General features: G+C 73.3%; 14 protein-coding genes. 8 read left to right on the forward strand and 6 right to left on the reverse strand.

What is annotated here, in order from left to right; genetic code table 11:
- Positions 1-389: 389 nt before the first annotated feature.
- Complete coding sequence (locus ABEB28_RS02145) at positions 390-1562, forward strand: YihY/virulence factor BrkB family protein (protein WP_345726209.1); 1173 nt, start codon at positions 390-392, stop codon at positions 1560-1562.
- On the opposite strand, the gene ABEB28_RS02150 is transcribed toward ABEB28_RS02145, so the two are convergent.
- Entirely contained in the window at positions 1535-1768 is a 234-nt protein-coding gene (locus tag ABEB28_RS02150) for a DUF3039 domain-containing protein (RefSeq protein WP_345726210.1), read from the reverse strand. The two genes, ABEB28_RS02145 and ABEB28_RS02150, sit on opposite strands and share 28 nt — an antisense overlap.
- Before the next feature lie 142 nt (positions 1769-1910).
- On the opposite strand from ABEB28_RS02150, the gene ABEB28_RS02155 reads away from it, so the two are divergent.
- The gene (locus tag ABEB28_RS02155) at positions 1911-2885 is read left to right on the forward strand and encodes a pseudouridine-5'-phosphate glycosidase (protein ID WP_425558905.1); all 975 of its coding nucleotides are present in this window, start codon (positions 1911-1913) and stop codon (positions 2883-2885) included.
- A gap of 82 nt (positions 2886-2967) precedes the next feature.
- Positions 2968-3879, forward strand: a complete 912-nt coding sequence (locus ABEB28_RS02160; RefSeq protein ID WP_376980721.1) for a carbohydrate kinase family protein — start codon at positions 2968-2970, stop codon at positions 3877-3879.
- 56 nt (positions 3880-3935) lie between these two features.
- Here the strand turns inward: ABEB28_RS02160 and ABEB28_RS02165 are convergent, their stop codons facing one another.
- The 3 genes from ABEB28_RS02165 to ABEB28_RS02175 all read right to left on the reverse strand — a co-directional run bounded on the left by ABEB28_RS02165 (position 3936) and on the right by ABEB28_RS02175 (position 5796).
- On the reverse strand, positions 3936-4340 hold the full coding sequence (locus ABEB28_RS02165; RefSeq protein WP_345726213.1) for a DUF3099 domain-containing protein: 405 nt from the start codon (positions 4338-4340) through the stop codon (positions 3936-3938).
- Positions 4341-4447: 107 nt separating this feature from the next.
- Positions 4448-5215, reverse strand: a complete 768-nt coding sequence (locus ABEB28_RS02170) for a GNAT family N-acetyltransferase (protein ID WP_345726214.1) — start codon at positions 5213-5215, stop codon at positions 4448-4450.
- Positions 5212-5796: an HhH-GPD-type base excision DNA repair protein gene (locus tag ABEB28_RS02175; protein WP_345726215.1), complete on the reverse strand. Its 585-nt coding sequence runs from the start codon at positions 5794-5796 to the stop codon at positions 5212-5214. Before ABEB28_RS02175 ends, ABEB28_RS02170 begins: the two co-directional genes overlap by 4 nt.
- Positions 5797-5873: 77 nt before the next feature.
- Here ABEB28_RS02175 and ABEB28_RS02180 point away from each other — a divergent pair, with 77 nt between their 5' ends.
- The 3 genes from ABEB28_RS02180 (at position 5874) to ABEB28_RS02190 (ending at position 10107) form a co-directional block, all read left to right on the forward strand.
- Positions 5874-7445 carry a DUF7782 domain-containing protein gene (locus ABEB28_RS02180; protein ID WP_345726216.1) on the forward strand — a complete coding sequence of 524 codons (1572 nt, stop codon included), beginning with the start codon at positions 5874-5876 and terminating at the stop codon, positions 7443-7445.
- Positions 7442-7864: a D-aminoacyl-tRNA deacylase gene (dtd, locus tag ABEB28_RS02185; protein WP_345726217.1), complete on the forward strand. Its 423-nt coding sequence runs from the start codon at positions 7442-7444 to the stop codon at positions 7862-7864. Before ABEB28_RS02180 ends, dtd begins: the two co-directional genes overlap by 4 nt.
- 197 nt (positions 7865-8061) lie before the next feature.
- The gene (locus tag ABEB28_RS02190) at positions 8062-10107 is read left to right on the forward strand and encodes an RNA polymerase sigma factor (RefSeq protein WP_345726218.1); all 2046 of its coding nucleotides are present in this window, start codon (positions 8062-8064) and stop codon (positions 10105-10107) included.
- A 353-nt stretch (positions 10108-10460) separates the two neighbouring features.
- On the opposite strand, the gene ABEB28_RS02195 is transcribed toward ABEB28_RS02190, so the two are convergent.
- Positions 10461-11405 carry a M56 family metallopeptidase gene (locus ABEB28_RS02195; protein WP_345726219.1) on the reverse strand — a complete coding sequence of 315 codons (945 nt, stop codon included), beginning with the start codon at positions 11403-11405 and terminating at the stop codon, positions 10461-10463.
- 85 nt (positions 11406-11490) lie between these two features.
- Positions 11491-11865: a BlaI/MecI/CopY family transcriptional regulator gene (locus tag ABEB28_RS02200; protein WP_345726220.1), complete on the reverse strand. Its 375-nt coding sequence runs from the start codon at positions 11863-11865 to the stop codon at positions 11491-11493.
- Between the two features lie 361 nt (positions 11866-12226).
- Here ABEB28_RS02200 and sigB point away from each other — a divergent pair, with 361 nt between their 5' ends.
- Both sigB and ABEB28_RS02210 read left to right on the forward strand, forming a co-directional pair.
- The gene (sigB, locus tag ABEB28_RS02205) at positions 12227-13354 is read left to right on the forward strand and encodes an RNA polymerase sigma factor SigB (protein WP_345726221.1); all 1128 of its coding nucleotides are present in this window, start codon (positions 12227-12229) and stop codon (positions 13352-13354) included.
- A gap of 1193 nt (positions 13355-14547) precedes the next feature.
- Positions 14548-15762, forward strand: a complete 1215-nt coding sequence (locus ABEB28_RS02210) for an MFS transporter (RefSeq protein WP_345726222.1) — start codon at positions 14548-14550, stop codon at positions 15760-15762.
- Positions 15763-15881: the final 119 nt, after the last annotated feature.

The following is a 15881-nucleotide window of genomic DNA, read 5'->3' on the forward strand; positions in this document are numbered from 1 at the left end:
TTCGCGGTCAAACCACACCCTCCACGCCGGTAGCTCCGAACACCAGTGCGCCCCCGGCGGCGACCGCTGCGCGAGGGCTTTACGGAGCCTACCCGGCGTCGGTGCGGGATGATGGGGAGCGGCTGCGGCTCCCGCAGCGGTGAGTTTTACCGAGCTGGTCCGTCGGTGCCCCGTGCCGTGGCGACATGCTGCGACGACACCGGGTCCGGGCGCGGCGCCGGCGCTCCTACCCCGTAGCGTGAACGGTTGACATGCTCACACTTCCCGCCGGGCGCGTCGCATGGCTGCGTGCGACGGCATCCCGAGCCGCGCGACGCGCGCTGGGTCCGGCTTTCGGCCCGGTGCGCGCCGCGCTTCGCTCGGTGGCGGCTACTCTCCGGCCCCTGTGGGTGACGATCTGCACGGTGTGGCAGATCGCGCGTTCGGCCGTGGCGAAGGCGTGGCAGGACCGGATCCTGGGTTTGTCGGCCGAAGCCGCGTTCTGGCAGCTGCTGTCGGTGCCGCCGCTGATGCTCGCGGTGCTCGGCGTCCTCGGGTACGCCGCACGCTGGACCGGCACCGACCTGGTCAACCGCACGGAGGCGCACGCGCTGCGGGTCACGGCGGGGTTGGTGAACCCCTCGGTCCAGCAGGACGTGGTGACGCCGATCGTCGGCGAGCTACTGCGGCACGGGCGCGGCGGGGTGGCGACGATCAGCATCGCGCTGGCGCTCTGGGCGGGCTCGTCGTCCACCGCGACGTTCGTCAACACGGTCTCGATCGCCTACGGGCAGCGGGAGCTGCGGGGCGCGGTAGCCAGCCGCCTACTGGCGCTCTGGCTCTACGTCTTCACGCTCGCGACCGCCGTGGTGGCGGTGCCGCTGGTGGTGCTGGGGCCGGACTTCGTCGTGGCCCGGCTGCCGGACAGCTGGCACTCGGCCGCGGAGGCGGTGATCCGGTGGGGGTACTGGCCGGTGACCGCGGCGATCGTGTTCATGGCGCTCTCGGCGTTCTACCACTACGCGACGCCGGTTCGGCTGCGCTGGCGGCGGGCGTTTCCGGGCGCCGCGCTCGCGCTGGTGCTCTTCGTCGGCCTGTCGTGGGTCCTGCGGCTCTACATGGGCCGGCTCGGCGGCGAACTGCTGCTGTTCTCGACGCTCGCGGCGCCGATCGTCGCGCTCCTCTACTTCTACGTGCTGGCGTTCGCCGTCCTGCTCGGCGCGGAGCTGAACGGCACGCTCGAGGAGTTGCACCCGGCCGGCCGCCGGCCCAGGCACCTGCACCGGATCGCTCGTCTCTGGCGTCGGCTCCGCGCCGGGGTCCGCGGAGAGACGCTCGACGACCGGGACGAAGATCCCGACCGTGCCGCAGCGGAGCGCGACAGTGCCGGCGGGGCACCGCAGACGTCCAACACCGCTCCGGAGGTGCCCGACCCGGACCGGGACGACGCCGCCGACCGCCGCCCGGATCCCGCACCGGCGGAGCTGCCCGACCCCGAAGCGAGGCCGGCTCGGTCAGCGCTTCCGGGTGATCCCGGAAGCGCCGCCGCGCTGGCTCACTCGCCCTTGGGCAGCGACTCGTAGATCTCCTTGCACGCCGGGCAGACCGGCGAGTTCGGCTTCGGCGACTTGGTCACCGGGAACACCTCGCCGCAGAGCGCCTGGACCATCGTGCCCATGACCGCGCTCTCGGCGATCTTGTTCTTCTTCACGTAATGGAAGACCTCGGGGGCGTTGTCGGTCTGGCGCTCTTGGGTCTCCGGCCGCTCCAGCGTCTCGGTGGCTCCCACAGTGCTTCCTCTCCTACGACGTGATGGTTCCCGCGAACCAACTGATGCGCTTCCAGTCTGCCGCATGACCGCCCGCAGAGCCCCCTGATGGCCGACGTGAGGTCACGCCCAGATCTCGGGTCCAGGCCTCGATGGGATGCTCATCACCAGGAAGTACGGTGTTCGCGTGGAGATCGAACCGCCGCTCGGGCGCTACCGGATCAGGCTCGGCGAGGAAGTCGCGGAAGCGGTGCGCACCGGCGCACCGGTGGTCGCGCTGGAGAGCACGATCCTGTCCCACGGGCTACCTCGCCCGCAGAACCTCGACGTCGGTGCCGAGATCGAGCGCACGGTCCGCGCGACCGGAGCGGTGCCGGCCACGATCGGCGTCCTGAGCGGAGAGATCTGCGTCGGCCTCGACGAGGGGCAGCTGCGGCACCTCGCGCTGACCGACGGCGTCGCCAAGGCCAGCGTCCGTGACCTGCCGGTGCTCGCGGCCAAGCGGGCCGACGGCGCCACGACCGTGGCCAGCACCGCGGCGGTAGCGGCGGCGGTCGGCACCGTCGTGCTCGCGACCGGCGGGCTCGGCGGCGTGCACCGGGACGCCTCGACGACGTTCGACGAGTCCGCCGACCTGGGCACGCTGGCCCGGACGCCGATCGCGGTGGTCTGCGCGGGCGTGAAGTCGATCCTCGACGTCCCGGCGACGCTCGAGCGGTTGGAATCGACCGGCGTGACCGTGCTGGGCTACCGCACCGACCGCTTCCCCGGCTTCTACCTCGCCGACTCCGGCTACCCGGTCGGGTGGCGCGCGGACGAGGTGACCGAGATCGCCGAGACGCTGCGGGCCACCCGGGAGTTGAAGCTCTCGTCCGGCGCGGTCGTGGTCGCGAACCCGCTGCCGGTCGCCGAGCAGCTCGACCCGGCGTTGCACGACCGGGTGCTGGCCGAGGGCCTGGCCGGGCTGGAGCGCGAGGGCGTCACCGGCAAGGACGTGACGCCGTACCTGCTGGCGCACTTCCACGCGGCGACCGAAGGCCAGAGCCTCACGGTCAACACCAGGATCATCCTGCGCAACGCCGATCTGGCCGGCCGGATCGCGGTGGCGTTCGCCGGCACCCGGACGGCGCTCGCGTGACCCCGGACTCGTCGCCGACCCGCGCGCACGCCTGACGGCCGTGACCACCGAGGCGAACGGCCCGCACCCCGCGCCCAGCGGGGTGGGAACGGCTGCGGGCCGGAGCCGCGCGGGACGGGTCGCGGTCGTCGGCGACCTGGCGACCGACATCGTCATCCGGACCGACGGTCCGCCCGCGGTCGGGTCCGACCGGCCGGCGAAGATCCGGTACAGCGGCGGGGGCGCCGCCGCGAACACCGCGGTCTGGCTCGCCCGGGTCGGTGTGCCGGTGACGCTGGTCGCGCGCGTCGGCGACGACGCCCCCGGGCGGGAGCGGATCGCCGAGCTGGTGGCGGCCGGGGTGGAGCCCGCGGTCGCGGTCGACCCGGAGCTGCCGACCGCCTCGATCGCCGTCCTGGTCGACGGGGACGGCGAGCGCACGATGTTTCCCGACCGGGCGGCCGCGGACCGGCTCGACGCCGCCGACGTCGCGGCCGTCGTGGGGCGGGACGGCGTCCGGCACCTGCACCTGTCGGGCTACGCGCTGCTGGACGCTGGTTCCCGGAAAGCCGGGCTGGCCGCGCTGGACGCCGCCAAGCAGCGGGACCTGACGATCTCGGTCGACGCGGCGTCCGCGGCGCCGCTGGAGGCGGTCGGCCCGGCCCGGTTCCTCCGCTGGGTCGCCGGGGTCGACCTGCTACTGGCGAACGCCGCAGAGGCGGCGGCGCTCACCGGGCTGTCCGACCCGTCGGTGTCGGCCGCGAAGCTGGCGACCTCGGTCGGGACCGCGGTGGTGAAGGACGGCGCCGGTGGGGCCTGGTGGCGCGGAACGAGCGGGGCAGCGTGGGTGGCGGCGGAACCGGCCCGTCGGGTGGTGGACACCACCGGCGCCGGGGACGCGTTCGCCGCCGGCCTGCTGGCGGCGTGGCTCACCGGTGCGGGGCCCGCGGGGGCGCTCGCCGCGGGGGCGCGGGCCGGCACGCTCGCCGTCGGCCTACCGGGTGCGCGCCCGTAGGGCACGACAGCAGATAGACGCTACCCGGCGCCGGATAACGTCCATCTGACGTTCGTTCAGTCCGGGTCGATGACCCGGGCGGAGGACGGCGGTAACTGCCGGGCGTTCAGTTCGGGCCGCTCGGGGTGTGCGGCGTCCGCCTGCTCGGCGTCGGATGCCAAGGCGCGGGCTGCGGCCGGGGACCGGCGGAACCGGGTCGAGAACCGGTTCTCCTCCCGCGGCGGACGGTCGTTCGCGAGCATCACCGCCATCCACGGAAACAGCACCATGCCGACGGTCAGCACGAGCACCCAGGCCAGGGCGTACGGGACCTCCAGGCTGACCAGGACGGCGGCCACGATCAGACACACGACCCGCAGCATCATCAGCCCGAAGTACTGCCATTGGCGGCGGCGGAGCTGATCGGCGGGGCTCTGGTCGGCCCCGGTGATCACCTCGACCCGCGATCGCCGTGTCTGCACGCGCTCCACCCGCTTCAGTCGGGGGCGCCCGGTCACCCTTGGGCCGGGTACCGCATCAACCCATCGTTGCACTGCGCAGTGGGCGCCGCCATGCGGGTCGGCGGGGTTCAGGCCGGTGCCGGCTCCCCCGTCGGCGCGCTGCGCTCTCCGACCGGTGTGCTGGGCCGGGCGACGCCGTTCGCGGAGCGGTTGCCGTTGCTGGCCGGTTCCGGATCGGTGGCCGGGAGCCCGATCAGCCGCCGGCAGCCGTCCACGCCCTCGCACTCCACCGGCCCCAGGCCGTAACCCTGCCGGTGCAGCGCCCAGCGCTCCCGGGTCAGCCGCGACCAGAGCATGTGGGTGACGACGCCGTCGTGCACCTCGTAGGTGTCGCCGCTGGGGCTGTACCCGAGCGAACGGGTGACGCCCAGCGCCGCGTCGTTGCCCTCGGCCGACTCGCTCTCCACCGCCACCGCGCCGAAGCCCTCGAACGCCAGGTGCAGCGCGAGCGCCCGCATCGCCTTGCCGTGCCCGCGACGCCGGTGCTCGGCTCCCAGCCAGGACGACGTCTCGACGATCCGGCGGCGCGGGAAGTCGTCCGCCTTCAGGTCCTGCTGGCCGACGAGCACGCCGTCGACGTAGGCCGCCAGGCAGATCCGCCACCGCTCCGGCGCCAGCTCGGCCCGCGATCGCCAGACCTGCCGCAGTACCGCCTGGGCGGCCACGTCGTCCGGGGTGGACACTCCGCTGATCGGCAGCGTCGGGTCGTGGCCGGCCTCGGTCGGCACCAGCGCGGCCAGCGCGGGGAGGTCGTCGTCGGTCGGCGGGCGCAGTTCGATCGCACCGGCGCGCACGCGTAGCCGGGCCAGGGGCCACAGCGAGGCGTCGAAACTCATCGCGCGGATTCCTCCTTGGCCTTCGCCTTGGCTGCCTTCTTGAACTCGCGAACGGCCTGCAGTGTCTCCGGGCCGGTGACGTCGGCGACCGACCGCGTCGAGCCGTCTTCGGCGTAGACGCCGGCGGCCTCGCGCCAGCCCTCCGGGCGGACGCCGAGCTGCTTGCCGAGGAGCGCGACGAAGATCCGGGCTTTCTGGTCACCGAACCCGGGCAGCGCCTTCACTCGCTTCAGGAGGTCCTTGCCGTCCGCGGCGCCGGTCCACAGCTGTGCGGTGTCACCGTCGTAGGCGTCCAGCACGTGCGTCGCCACCGTCTGCACCCGCCCGGCCATCGCCTGCGGATACCGGTGCAGCGCCGGTGGCGTCGCGAACAGCGCGGCGAACTCGTCCGGGTCGAACGCCGCGATCGCGGCCGGGTCGAGCCGGGTCACGCCCATCCGGCGGCTGAGGAGGTAGGGCGATCCGAAGGCCCGCTCCATCGGGAACTGCTGATCGAGGAGCATGCCGACGAGCAGCGCGAACGGGTCCTCGGCCAGGAACGCGTCGGCATCGACGTCCTGACTCAGACGCAGCGTCACCATGGGTCCAGACTGCCACGTCCGGTGCCCTCCACTCCCCCGGGGGCGTGGGACATCGGGCCGAGGGAGAGGATGGCCCGGTGACCGATCCGTTGCTTTCTCCGGACCAGATCGAGGGATTGCGCACCGCGCTGCGGGACGCGAACTTCACCCCGCGCGGGGTGGCGGACCGCCTGGGCGAGACCGCGAGCTCGGCGCTGGGCCGCGGCGAGCTCCTCGCCGTACGGCACCAGCTCCGCGAGCGCGGCGGAGACGACCCGCTGGGCACGCTGATCGACCTGTTCCCCACCGGCGGCACCGTCGCCGAGAAAGCCGCCGACGCAGCCTTCGGCGCGTTCGGCCTGGCGGGGGCGATCTCTACCGGTCTGGTAGAGAAGGTGGCGGACGGTGTGCGGGCGGCGATCGACCTCTCCCCGTACGGCGACGACGACGGCAACTGGTGGGTGCTCTCCGATCTCGGTTCGGACGTCCGGCCCGGGCCGGTGCGGACCGACCACGTGCTCGGAATCGGCGGCGCGTCGGTGACGCTGGCGCAGTCGACGGTGCGTCCGTCCGTGGGCTCCGCACTGGACCTGGGGACCGGTTGTGGCGTCCAGGCGCTGCACCTGTCCCGGCACGTCGACGCGGTCACTGTGACGGATCTCTCCGAGCGCGCGGTCCGGTTCGCGGTGACCAACGCGGCTCTGAACGGATTCACCTGGGAGGCAGTGCGCGGCGACCTGGCCGCGCCGGTGGCCGGGCGGCGATTCGACCTGGTGGTGAGCAACCCGCCGTTCGTTGTCGGGCCGTCGCGGTCGGGTCGTGACCGCATGGTCTACCGGGATTCCGGGCGGGTCGGCGACGGGATCTGTTCGGAGCTCGTGGCGGCGTTGCCGGGATTGCTGGCGCCCGGTGGGTACGGGCAGCTGCTCGCGAACTGGCTGCACATCGAGAGCGAGCCGTGGGAGGAGCGGGTCGGCGGCTGGCTGACGGCGACCGGCCTGGACGCCCACGCGGTGCAGCGGGAGGCGCTCGATCCGGCCGGGTACGTGGCGCTCTGGCTCCGCGACGCCGGTGAGCTGGTCGGCGCGGACGCCGAGCGGCGTACCGCGGAGTGGCTGGACTGGTTCACCGAGAACCGGGTGGAGGCGGTGGGCTTCGGCCTGATCAGCGTCCACGAGGCCGGGTCGGACCAGCCGGTGGTCCGGGTCGAGGAGGCGATGCAGGAGCACGACACGGTGCTGGGGCCCGAGGTCGAGGCCTGGTTCGAGCGGGTGGCGTTCGTCCGGGGCGCGGATCTGCTGCGTTCCCGGCTGGTGGCGGCGCCGTCCCTGCGGTTGCGGCAGACGGCCTCCCGGGGAGCCGAAGGCTGGGAGGTGGACCGGCAGGTGCTCGCGCTGGAGTCGGGCTGGCGCTGGTCGCAGGAGGTCGACCCGGTCACGGTCGCGCTGGTCGGCGGATGCGATGGGAGCGTGACGCTCGCCGACCAGCTGTCGGTGCTGGCGGCGGCGTACGACGCGGAGCCGGTGGCGCTGGCGACGGTCGCGATCCCGTTGGTCGGGCGGCTGGTGGAGCGGGGCATGTTGGTGCCGGCGACGGGTGTTGGGGCCGCTGGACCGCGGGCCGCGGCAGGCGGGGCGGGTGCCGCCGGTGCTGCGGGGGCCGCTCGGTGAGAGCGGTCGTGCAGACCGTCGCGGAGGCGTCGGTCACGGTCGACGGCGAGGTGGTCGGGGCGATCGAGTCCGGGCTCCTGGTCCTGGTCGGAGTCGCGCGCACCGATACGCCGGAGCAGGCGGCGCTGCTCGCCCGGAAGGTATACGAACTGCGCATCCTGGACGACGAGCGGTCGGCGTCCGATATCGGCGCGCCGCTCCTGGTGGTCAGCCAGTTCACGCTCTACGCCGACACCCGGAAGGGGCGGCGGCCGTCCTGGCTGGCGGCGGCACCGGCGGACCAGGCGGAGCCGCTGGTGGACGCGGTGGTCGCGGCCTTGCGCGAGCGTGGCGCGACGGTGGAGACCGGACGGTTCCGGACCCACATGCTGGTGTCGTCGGTGAACGTCGGGCCGCAGACGATCCTGCTGGAGGTCTGAGGAGCGGGAAGCCGGGCGCGCGCGTCGGATGGCGATGGCGCGGCGCGCACGACGCGTCGCGCGCGGGCGTAACGGGGTCGCACCTTAAGGCTGGTTAAGACCGTAACGAAGCCCAGTTAAGGCCCGACTCACCGATTCGGCCACTCGTGTGACCCCTGACTTCTTTTGCGCCGCCGTAGCGTTTACCGTGCCGAATCATGGACGACGTGACGCTTGTTGCAGCGGTCCAGCGCGGAAACGAGGAAGCGCTGGCCGATCTGTTCGAGGAGTGTCACGGCTGGACGTACTCGACCTGCCTCAATGCGCTCCGCGACCCGGACGCAGCCGAAGAGGCGACCGCCCGCGTGTTCGAGGTGGCGGTCCGGTCACGTCTGGTCGGTGCCCGCACGTTACGAGCGGCGATGATCCGGCTGATCTACGACGCCTGCATCGAGGTCGAGCACGAGCTGCTCCGCCGTGAGTCGGTGGGGCTGGGGTGGCTCCGACGCAAGGGCGAGCAGCCGCCGGCCGCACCGGACCCGAAGGACCTGCGGCTGGTCGCGTGGCGCGCAGCCGGTGACCTGACCGGTCCGGACCGGATCCTGTTCGCGCTCGCGGCAGCCGCCGAGCTGTCCACCGACGCGATCGCGACGGCGGTCGAGCCGGACAAGCCCGCGGCGATCGAGAAGCGCCTGAGCGTGATCCGCGACCACGTCGTCGCGGACGTCATCGCGGCCCGCTCCCTGGACGACTGCCCCGACCTGCGCGACACGCTCCGGTACGCGGCGAAGGAGCCGGACCACGCGGCCCGGAAGAAGGTCCACGCGCACCGCGCGGGCAAGGGCAAGGTGCCGCCGTGCGCGAAGTGCACGACGACCTACGACCGGTGGCCGCTGGCGGCGCTCGCGGCCCTGCTGCCGCTGACCGCGGTGCCCGCGGGACTCAACGACCGGCTGCTCGACCGGATGGAGCTGGCGCTGCGGGCGGGGCTCGCCGCCGGCACCGACCGGGTGCGGGCGGTGACCGGCTCGTACGCGGTCATCGACGGCGCGACCGCGGAGATCGTCACGCCGCGCCGCCCGCCGGTGAGCACGCCGCCGCCCCGACCGTCGGCCGCGCGGCCGACGAGCGGGCGCACGACCCCGGGACGGCCGACGCCGCCGCACTCCCAGTCGACACACCACTACGCGTCGGCATCCCACTCCGAATCGGCACCGCGCCCCGCGTCGGCACCGCACTCCCAGTCGGCACCGCGCCCCGCGTCGGCACCGCACTCCCAGTCGGCACCGCCCTCCCAGTCGGCACCGTCCTCCGAGAGCTCCGCGTCCGCGGACCGGTTGGCGGGAGCCGGTACCGCTACCGCTACCGCGACGATGCCGCGGCCGGAGCCCACCGCCCCCGCGTCCGAGGCGTGGGACGACGACCCGACCCAGGTCCTGCCGACCGCCCCGCCCGAGACCGCAGCGGCCCACGCGTCCGAGGCTCCTGGAGAACCCGAAGCACCCGCGAGCTCCGCCCCCGCCGGAGACGTGAACGCAGCCGACCCGAACGAAGCGTCCACGGAGGCCCCCGACGATTCGGGAGCCGGCCGCGGCACCAGGCGGTACCGCCCGTTCGCCACCACCGCCACGATCGCCGTCACCGTCCTGGTTCTCGGCGCGGCCGGTGCACTCGCGCTGGCCACCCACCGCACCCCCACCCAGACCACGGAGAGCCTCGCCGTCGGCCCGACCGCGCCGACGCTCCCGGACGAGTCGCCCGCCTCGGACCTGACGACCCCGCGTCCGTCGCCGAGCACGCGGGTCTCCGGCCCGTCCGCGACGTCCGACCGCGAGAAGCCGGGCGCACGGACGTCGCCCTCCACATCCGCGCGGTCGTCGATCCGGCCGATCGCCGGTTCGGCCAAGCCGAAGCCATCAGCCGACCCGTTCCGGACCTTCGGCACGCTGACCGTGGTCAGCCCGGCGTACGGCAGCACCGTCTCGCTCTACGACACCGAGGCGCGGCTCGCGAGCGTGACGCTGTCGGTGGCCGTGCCGACCGGCTTCGACGCCGCGCTGCTGAACTCGACGCTGACCTGGTCCGGGTCGTACGTCCGCCAGCAGGAGACTCACTACGCGGACCTGGGCAGCGGGCAGGACCTCACGGTTGACCTCCAGGCCGCGCCGAGGTGCACGACGGCGTGGACGATCACCGCGACGCTGACACCGCCCTCCGGAACCCCGCAGTACGCGACCACCGAAGTGAAGATCACGACCTGCTGACGCGTACCTCCGGTCCGGGCCCGGAGCCCGAGGAACGCGGAGTGGTTGTCGCCGTTCCGGGTGGCCGCCCGGATGATTGCTGCGCTTTCGGTGCCATGGCACGGAAAGCGCGCCAGCCATCCCAGGCGTCACCCAGAAAACGCGACACCCACCAGGCGTCCTGTCCAGAAAGCACGACAACCACAGCAGACGTCACCCGGGAAGCGCAGCAACCACCGCGGCGTCACCCAGAAAGCGCAACAACCACCGCAAGCGTCGCCCAGAAAGCGCAACAACCACCGCAAGCGTCGCCCGGAAAGCGCGACAACCAACCGACGGCGGTTACGCGAGCTCTCCGCGGCGAAGCGGGCGCGTCAGGCGACCGCGAGCGGCAGCGCGAACGCCCAGAACGGGGAGGTGGCCGTCACCGCGGCGGCCGCGTAGGACAGCGTCCGCAGCCACCAGGACGGCGCGGGCGGCTCCAGGAGCCGCCGCACCCGCGGCAACACCGCGAGATCCGTCGATCCCAGTGCCCCGGACGGCGCCACGCCGCTCGCACCCGCCGCACCGACCCGGGCGAGCGCGGCGGCCAGCACCGCACGGTCCCGGCCCAGGCACGCCCGGTCGTCCGCGAGCATCTCGACGAGCTGCGCGACCGCCCGCCGCGTGCGCTGGGTACCGGCGAGCCCGAACATCGCTTCCGACCAGGCCGCGAACGGCAGCAGCAACAGGTCGTGCCGCTCGGCCAGGTGTGCGTGCTCGTGTGCGAGGACGGCGTCCAGCTCATCGGGCTCGAGCAGGGACAGCGCGCCGGTCGTGATGACGACCCGGGAACTCGGCCCGGGCAGGCAGTAGGCCGCCGCCGCGGGATGCTCGATCAGCCGGGCACCCGCGCCGGTGGCCCGGGCCGGGCTGACCCGGTTCGGCCACGGCGTGCTCACCAGGTCGACCAGCTCGCGCTGGCGCGCGCGGCACCGTGTCGCCCGCCAGGAGGACACCGCGGTCATCGTCAGCAGCCAGCCGAACAGCCCGATCGCCGCACCCAGCAGGAACAGGTGCACGACGTCGAGCCCACCGCTGAGGTCGCCGGAACGCCAGTACGCGGCCAGCGCACCCGGCAGCGACCCAGCCAGCGGCGCGAGTGCGGCCGCCAGGACCGCTCCCCCGGCAGCCAGCCCGGCGGCCAGGCCGAGCGCCTGCCAGAGCACGAGAACCGCGCGCGGCTCACGCTGGACCCACGCCGCACGGGACAGCGCGGCCGGCACCGGGCCGATCAGCAGGACGGCGACGATGCCGAGACCCGCAATCGTGGTCAGCACGGGGCGACCTAGCCGGCGGCCGGCGGCCGGTCGATGCGCGTAGTCACTTCCGCCTCCCTGGTGGCGAGCTGGGGAAAGTGCAGCACTACGCCGAGGCCTTGCCCGACCGGCGCAAGGCCTCGTCGAGCGCGCCGGAGAGGGCAGCGGCCTCCTCCGGGCTCACCCGACCAGCGAAGCGCACCAGCGCGGCGGTGCGGTCGGCGGCGTCGCCGAGCGCCTCGTCCATCAGCTCGGCGATGTAGTCCTCGCGAGTGGCGGTCGGGGTGTACGTGTGGGCCCATCGGTCACGGCATCGTTCGACGCGACCTTTCGATTCGAGGCGGGACAGCACGGTGAGCACCGTGGTCTTCGCCAGTTCGCGATTGGCCAGCGAATCGGCCACCTCGCGGGCCGTGCGTGGAGCGTCGGCGGACCAAAGGACCTCCATCACCGCTCGCTCCAACTCGCCCAACCGGGCCATTGGGGGTCTCCTTCCGCCACGACGGACGCATCTCCAGTCTACGGAACGTAGACGGGGATTGAGGAATCGTCCGAACGAGGGACCTGTCGAGCCCGAACGCGACCCACTGTCCGCAAACGCGCGTGGAGTTCCCGAAATCGCTGTCGGGTAGCCGACAGTAACCGCCGCGCCCGCCCCGCTGACGGCGTTCACCGATGTAGTGGCAGGTCACCGGCGCTGCTCTGGCCTGCGGATGCGGCCACCTCACACGGATCTCACATCGACCTCACCGCGGCTTCACGGCGAAAACGCGAGCCTGGTTTCCACGACGCACAGTACGCGGGGGAGTCCACCTCCCCCGCGCCACGAGGAGGCGAGCCGGGTGTCCGTTCCGCTCATGATCGAGGAAGCGTTCGACGTGTACCTCGTGCCCGGGGATGTCGACGCCGACAGCGCCGACGTCCGCCGCAGCGGTGACACTGCGACTGGGGAAGACGACGCCGTCTCCCAGTCCCGCATCGACGGGGCAGAAGACGAGCCAGAGACCCCTCGGCGCACCCGCGGTAGCCGCGGCGCCGACGACTCGACCGGGCGCGGCGTCTCCGCCGACCTGGTCCGCGCTTACCTGAACGGGATCGGCAAGACCAAGCTGCTGACCGCCGTCGAGGAGGTCGACCTGGCCAAGCGCATCGAGGCCGGGCTCTTCGCCGGCCAGGCGCTGGAGGATCCCGCCCGCGTGCTGAGCGCCGACGACCGGGTCGACCTGGCCGAGGTCGCCCGCGACGGCGTCGCCGCGAAGAACCACCTGCTCGAGGCGAACCTGCGCCTGGTCGTCAGCGTGGCCAAGCGGTACACCGGCCGGGGCATGTCGCTGCTCGACCTGATCCAGGAGGGCAACCTCGGCCTGATCCGCGCGGTGGAGAAGTTCGACTACACCAAGGGCTTCAAGTTCTCGACCTACGCCACCTGGTGGATCCGGCAGGCGATCACCCGGGCGATGGCCGACCAGTCCCGCACGATCCGGCTGCCCGTCCACCTGGTCGAGCAGATCAACCGGCTGGTCCGCGCCCGTCGCGACCTGTCGATCTCGCTGGGCCGCGAGCCCTCGCCGGCCGAGCTCGCCACCGAGCTGGGCATCGAGCCGTTCCGCGTCGTGGAGCTGCTCGGCTACGACCGCGAGCCGGTGAGCCTCGACCAGACCGTCGGCGACGACGGCGAAAGCCAGCTCGGTGACTTCATCGCCGACGCCGACCCGATGAGCCCGGCCGACAACGTCTCGTACGCGCTGCTCAAGGCCGAGGTCAACAAGGTGCTGGCGACGCTCTCCGACCGCGAGCGCGAGGTGATCCGGCTCCGCTTCGGCCTCGACGACGGCCGCCAGCGCACGCTCGACGAGATCGGCCGCGACTTCGGGCTCTCCCGCGAGCGCATCCGGCAGATCGAGAAGGGCACGATGGCGAAGCTGCGCGACCCGCTGCGGGCCGAGCCGCTCCGCGCGTACGTGAGCTAACCCCGCGGTGGTTGAGGCCGGGCCTTCGGGCCCGGCTTCTTCATTTTCACGCGTGCTCGCGCACCACCGCCGGACAGTGGCCACCGCAAGGCGCACCCGCGGGACACGCCGGGGGCGGCGCCGCGGAGTCTCCCGGTGCGTGCCGGGTGCGGATGCGGAACTTCCCGGAGCGCGCGGCGTGGGAACACAGAACCTCGCCGTGCCGGCAGGGCGGAGGCGCGGAAGCGCGGGGACGCGGAAGCGCGGGGACACGGAAGCGCGGAAGCGCGGGGACGCGGAAGCGCGGGGACGCGGGGACGCGGAAGCGCGGGGACGCGGGGACGCGGAAGCGCGGAAGCGCGGAAGCGCGGAAGCGCGGAAGCGCGGAATCTTGCGGGACGCGCCGAGGAGGGGCGTGGGCTTCGGGGGACGTGCCCGGATGGGCGTCGCCGTTCTCCAGGCAAGCGCCGCGGTGGATGTCGCCGTTCACGGTGAACGCCGCGGTGGGTGTCGCCGCTTCCGCGCCCAGGCGCGGGGAGCGCCACAACCATGCTCGGGTGACTCGGAGAGCGCGACAGCCATGTCCGGCGCGACGCCGGAGCCGGGCAGCGCGCCCGCGCCGGCCGGTGCGCCCGCGCCGGCCGCTGCCGCGAGCCAGCGTGGGCGCAGTACGGAACGCCGGAACGTGGCTCTCCCCGGAGGGGGCGGGCGGTGGGACGTCGGTCTCACCTGATGAAAGTCGGATCCTGCACGTCATGACGTGCAGGATCCGACTTTCATCCGCCGGCCGGAATCAGGTGTTCCCGTCACTGGCGACACCACCCCCCATACCGGCGTCCCGTCCTAGCGGGAGTCGGCCCAGCATTCGCGGAAATCGGACCTCCGACAGCAACGAGCTCCCATAACCCGAGACGCGTCCCATCAACTGGGACCAGCCCCCTGGCTCAACCAGGCCGCCGCGGATCGCACCCCCCGCTATGACGCGGAAGGCACGCCAGCCATCCCCAGCAGGCACCCGGAAACGGCGCCAACACCACCACGCCAGGCGCCCGGAAACGGCGCCCACCACGCATGCACCGCAGGCAGAAGAAACTCGCCGCCCGAGCGGCCGGACACTCGCTGCGCGTTTCGGCGACGTACGAGTGCCCGGAACGCCCAGCGCTCCACGGTGTACACCTCGTCGAACCGGTCGCGAGGGCACGTAGGGTCGAATCATGGACCCGGCCGGCGAGACAGCGGCGGCGCTCACGCCGACCGGGGTGCCCGACCCGGACCGCACGACGCGGCCGGACCGGGCAGCGCGCCGGGCCCGCATCGCCACGTTCTACACGTTCGGCGCGAACGGCGCACTGTACGGCGCCTGGGTGCCGTGGATCCCCGAGCTGAAGGCCGACCTGCGGCTCTCCGCCGGCGTACTCGGGTTGGCGCTGCTCGGAGTCGCGATCGGATCGATGGTCTCGCTGCCGCTGGGTGGCGCCGCCGCGGTCCGGTTCGGCAGCCCGCGGGCGGTGCGCGCCGCGTTCGTCGCGACGTGCGCTCTGGCGGTGCTCCCCGGGCTGGCGGCCAACGGCGTCTCGCTGTTCGTCGCGCTGTTCGTCTGGGGCCTCGCGGTCGGCGCCTGCGACGTGACGATGAACGTCCAGGCGGTGAGCGTCGAGCGTCGGTACGGCCGTTCGGTGCTGTCGGGCTTCCACGCGATGCTGAGCCTGGGCGCGCTGGTCGGCGCCGGGCTCGGCAGCCTGGGGGCCGCGTGGTCGATGCCGGTGTCGACGCACATGGGGCTCGTCGCGGCGATCCTGCTGGCCGGATGGCTGCCGGTGAGCCGCTGGTTCGTCCCCGACTGGGTCGACGAGGACGCGGAGACCCCGCCGCTGTTCGCCCGGCCGAGCGGACGGTTGCTCGCGCTCGGCGCGGTGGGATTCATCGTCCTGAGCAGCGAGGGCGCCGTCGGCGACTGGAGCGGCGTCTACCTGCGGGAGAACCTCGCGGTGGACGTCGGCGCCGCAGGCCTCGGATTCGTCGCGTTCAGCGCGACGATGACGGTCGGGCGACTACTCGGGGATCGCGTGTTGACCCGCGTCGGGGCGCGCCGGGCCATGCAGTGGCTCTGCGCGCTGGCCGCGATCGGGCTGGGCGGCGGGCTGCTCACCGGGGAGCCGGCCGGCACCGTGGTCGGCTTCGCCGTGCTCGGGTTCGGACTCTCGTGCACGTTCCCGGCGCTGGTGTCGACGGCCGGTAGCGGGAGCGCGCACCCCGGCGCGGCGATCGCGGCGGTCACCACGTGCGGATACGTGGGGTTCCTGGTCGGGCCGCCGGGGATCGGGGCGCTCACCGAACTCGTCGGGCTGCGGCTCGCGCTCGGCGTGCTGCCTGCCCTGCTCCTCGTCGCGCTGGCGCTCGTCACGTTGTCCGTGCCGCGCCGTCCCTGACCCAGGCCGCACCAGACGGGCTCAGCACAGGCACCGCACGGGCTCAACGCAGGCGCCAGACGGGCTCAGCACAAGCGCTGGGCGGGCTCAGCACAAGCGGCGGGCGGACTCAGCACAAG

This window comes from Cryptosporangium minutisporangium (assembly GCF_039536245.1).
Taxonomy (GTDB): Bacteria; Actinomycetota; Actinomycetes; order Mycobacteriales; family Cryptosporangiaceae; genus Cryptosporangium; species Cryptosporangium minutisporangium.

Excerpts from the sequence above, each read along its gene's own strand:
- ABEB28_RS02170 (WP_345726214.1), bottom strand. The coding sequence starts at position 5,215 with ATGAGTTTCGACGCCTCGCTGTGGCCCCTGGCCCGGCTACGCGTGCGC.
- ABEB28_RS02175 (WP_345726215.1), bottom strand. The coding sequence starts at position 5,796 with ATGGTGACGCTGCGTCTGAGTCAGGACGTCGATGCCGACGCGTTCCTG.
- ABEB28_RS02190 (WP_345726218.1), top strand. The coding sequence starts at position 8,062 with ATGGACGACGTGACGCTTGTTGCAGCGGTCCAGCGCGGAAACGAGGAA.
- ABEB28_RS02200 (WP_345726220.1), bottom strand. The coding sequence starts at position 11,865 with ATGGCCCGGTTGGGCGAGTTGGAGCGAGCGGTGATGGAGGTCCTTTGG.
- ABEB28_RS02210 (WP_345726222.1), top strand. The coding sequence starts at position 14,548 with ATGGACCCGGCCGGCGAGACAGCGGCGGCGCTCACGCCGACCGGGGTG.